The organism is Arthrobacter sp. TB 26, from assembly GCF_000427315.1.
Taxonomy (GTDB): domain Bacteria; phylum Actinomycetota; class Actinomycetes; order Actinomycetales; family Micrococcaceae; genus Arthrobacter.
Genome location: NZ_AUPJ01000435.1, coordinates 1 through 3,234, shown reverse-complemented (window position 1 = coordinate 3,234; position 3,234 = coordinate 1). Strand labels below are relative to the sequence as shown.

Sequence of the window (3,234 nt, the reverse complement as noted above, 5' to 3'; positions counted from 1 at the left end):
CTGTCCTTCCGCGTCCCCGAGACCGTCCCCGTCAGCTGGAAGGCCTGAGAAATATGCAAAGCAACGAATACATCCAGTTCTTCGACGGCGGCATCGAACCGAAGCTGGAAAACCTCGGCGGCAAGGGCGCCTCCCTGGTCACCATGACCTCCGCCGGCATGCCCGTCCCGCCCGGCTTCGTGGTCACCACCGCCCAGTTCGACGCCTTTATGGAGGAAGCCGGCATCACCCGGCACATTCACCAGCTCCTGGCCGATCTTGACCCCGAGGACATGGGCCAGGTGGACAAGGTCTCCGCCGCCATCCGCGAGGACATCTGCTCCCGCCCGGTGCCGCAAGCGATGCGCGAGCTCACCGTCGGCGCCTACGAGGCCCTGATGTCCCGCTTCGAGGCACCCGTCCCGGTGGCCGTGCGCTCCAGCGCCACCGCCGAGGACCTCCCGGACGCCTCCTTCGCCGGACAGCAGGACACCTACCTCTGGCTCGACGGCGTCAAGGCCGTCACTGAGCACATCCGGCAGTGCTGGGCCTCGCTGTTCACCTCCCGCGCCATCATTTACCGGCTAAAAAACAACATCCCCAACGAGGGCCTCTCGATGGCCGTCGTGGTGCAGAAGATGGTCAACGCCCGCGTCTCCGGCGTCGCGATCACCATGGACCCCACCAACGGCGACCGCTCCAAGATCACCATCGACTCCTCCTACGGGGTCGGCGAGATGGTGGTCTCCGGCCAGGTCACCCCGGACAACATCATGCTGGACAAGGTCACCCTGACCGTCATCTCCGAACACCTCGGCGACAAGCACGCAGAGCTCGTCCCGGACGCCGCGGCCGGCCGCCTGGTGGAGCGGGAGGTCGACGCCGAACGCCGCGGCCGCCGCAGCCTCAGCGACGCGGAACTCACCGCCGTCGCGCAGATGGCCAAGCGCGCGGAGAAGCACTACAAGTGCCCGCAGGACATCGAGTGGGCCCTCGACACCGACCTGCCCGACGGCGAAAACCTGCTCCTGCTGCAGTCCCGGCCGGAAACCGTGCACTCCTCCAAACCGGCCGTGGTCACGCAAACAGTCCCGTCGGTTGCCACCGCCGGGGGCTACTTCAGCGGACTCAGCCCCGCAGCCGCAACGGCCGCACCTGCTCCCACCACGACGCCGGCCGGCACCACGCCGCCGTCCGCCACCGGCTTCAGCCTCGGCAGCATCACCGCGTCCCTGCTGAAGCCGTCCGTCTAACAAGTTTTGACCCGCTAGTCCGCTCCGTCACCCAGGCTCAACGCCGAGCCCGAATTGAAAGGACCGCCATGTCCCTGAAGTCCTTCCCCAAACCCTCCGAACTTGCGGTCCCCGCCGGCGCCGAGGGCTGGGAAAAGATCTACCCGTACTACCTGGTGTTCCAGGACAAGCTCAAGGAGCAGGAGGACGCCAAGTTCTGGTTCTGCGACAGCCAGCACTGGCCCACAGTGTTCAAGCCCTTCGAGACCATCGGCGGCGAATTCGCGGTCAAGTGCCTGGGCCAGTACAACGCCAGGCACCTGATGATCCCCAACGCCAACGGCATCGAATTCCGGGTCCACCTGGGCTACCTCTACATGTCGCCCATCCCGGTGCCCGAGGACCAGATCGCCGCGCGGGTGCCCCTGTTCGAGCAGCGGGTTGGCCACTACTTCCAGAACTGGGACGAGCTCCTCAAGCAGTGGCACGTCAAGGTCAAGGGGACCATCGACGAGATGGAAACCATCTCCTTCCCCAAGCTCCCGGACGTGGTCCCGATGGAGGACATCCTCTCCGGCAGGGGCAAGGACGGCTCCGAGAAGCTGCTGGAGAGCTACGACCGGCTGATCCAGCTGGCCTACCAGAACTGGCAGTACCACTTCGAGTTCCTCAACCTCGGCTACATCGCCTACCTGGACTTCTTCAACTTCTGCAAGCAGGTCTTCCCCAACATCCCGGACCAGTCCATCGCCACGATGGTCCAGGGCGTGGACATGGAACTCTTCCGCCCGGATGACGAGTTGAAGGGGCTGGCCAAACTGGCCGTCGAACTCAAGCTGCAGTCGCTCTTCGGCAACACCGACGACGTCGAGCCCACCCTGGCGGCCATCGCCGCGGCCCCCGGCGGGGACCGCTGGACGGCCCAGTACGAGGCCGCCAAGGACCCGTGGTTCAACTTCACCGTGGGCAACGGCTTCTACGGCCACGACAAGTACTGGAACGAACACCAGGAAATCCCGCTCGGCTACATCGCTGACTACATCCGCCGCGTGGACGAGGGCCAGGAAATCATGCGGCCGGTCGAGGCCCTGATCATCGAACGCGACCGCATCATCGAGGAATACCGCGACCTGCTGGAAGGTGAAAACCAGGCGCTCTTCGACGCCAAGCGAGGGCTTGCCGCCACCGCCTACCCGTACGTGGAGAACCACAACTTCTACATCGAGCACTGGACCATGGGCGTCTTCTGGCGCAAGATCCGTGAGCTCAGCCGCATGATGCAGGCCGAGGGTTTCTGGACCGAACCGGACGACCTGCTGTACCTGGGCCGCAACGAGGTCCGCGACGCGCTCTTCGACCTGGTCACCGGCTGGGGCGTCGGCGCCAAACCGATCGGCCCGGACTACTGGCCGGAGGAGATCGAGCGCCGCCGCGGGATCGTGGATGCGCTCAAGACCGCCCGCCCGGCCCCGGCCCTGAACACCCCGCCGGAAATCATCACCGAACCCTTCACACGGATGCTCTGGGGCATCACCACCGAGCAGGTCCAGCAGTGGCTGGGCGCCGGCGAAGCGGTGGAAGGCGGCGGGCTGCGCGGCATGGCAGCCTCGCCCGGCGTCGTCGAGGGCCTGGCACGCGTTGTCACCGACGCGGACCAGCTCTCCGAAGTGCAGCAGGGCGAGATCCTGGTCGCCACCGTCACGGCACCATCCTGGGGTCCGATCTTCGGCAAGATCAAGGCCACGGTCACGGACATCGGCGGCATGATGAGCCACGCGGCGATCGTCTGCCGGGAATACGGCCTCCCGGCTGTGACGGGTACCGGCTCGGCGTCCACCACGATCAAGACCGGGCAGCGGCTGCGCGTGGACGGCACCAAGGGCACGGTCCAGATCCTCGACGCTGAGGACGAACTGGCCGTCGCCGGCCCCGGCGCGCACAGCCACAGCCATGTCTGATCCGCAGTTTGACGGTGCGGGCCAACCAGCCCGCACCGTCCTGATCACCGGTGCCGCCGGCGGGC

Annotated in this window: 2 protein-coding genes; both read left to right on the top strand. The window is 66.3% G+C overall.

Translation table 11 applies throughout. The annotated features are described in order from the left end of the window. A partial coding sequence (locus K789_RS0116675; RefSeq protein ID WP_237739627.1) for a PEP/pyruvate-binding domain-containing protein occupies positions 1–1,232 on the top strand: 1,232 nt, incomplete at its 5' end. A gap of 68 nt (positions 1,233–1,300) precedes the next feature. Continuing rightward, positions 1,301–3,169 (top strand): PEP-utilizing enzyme, encoded by a 1,869-nt coding sequence (locus K789_RS0116670; protein ID WP_024367750.1) that lies wholly within the window; start codon positions 1,301–1,303, stop codon positions 3,167–3,169. The last annotated feature ends 65 nt before the right edge of the window (positions 3,170–3,234 follow it).

Coding starts and splice junctions, on each gene's coding strand:
- K789_RS0116670 (WP_024367750.1), top strand. CDS start 1,301: ATGTCCCTGAAGTCCTTCCCCAAACCCTCCGAACTTGCGGTCCCCGCC.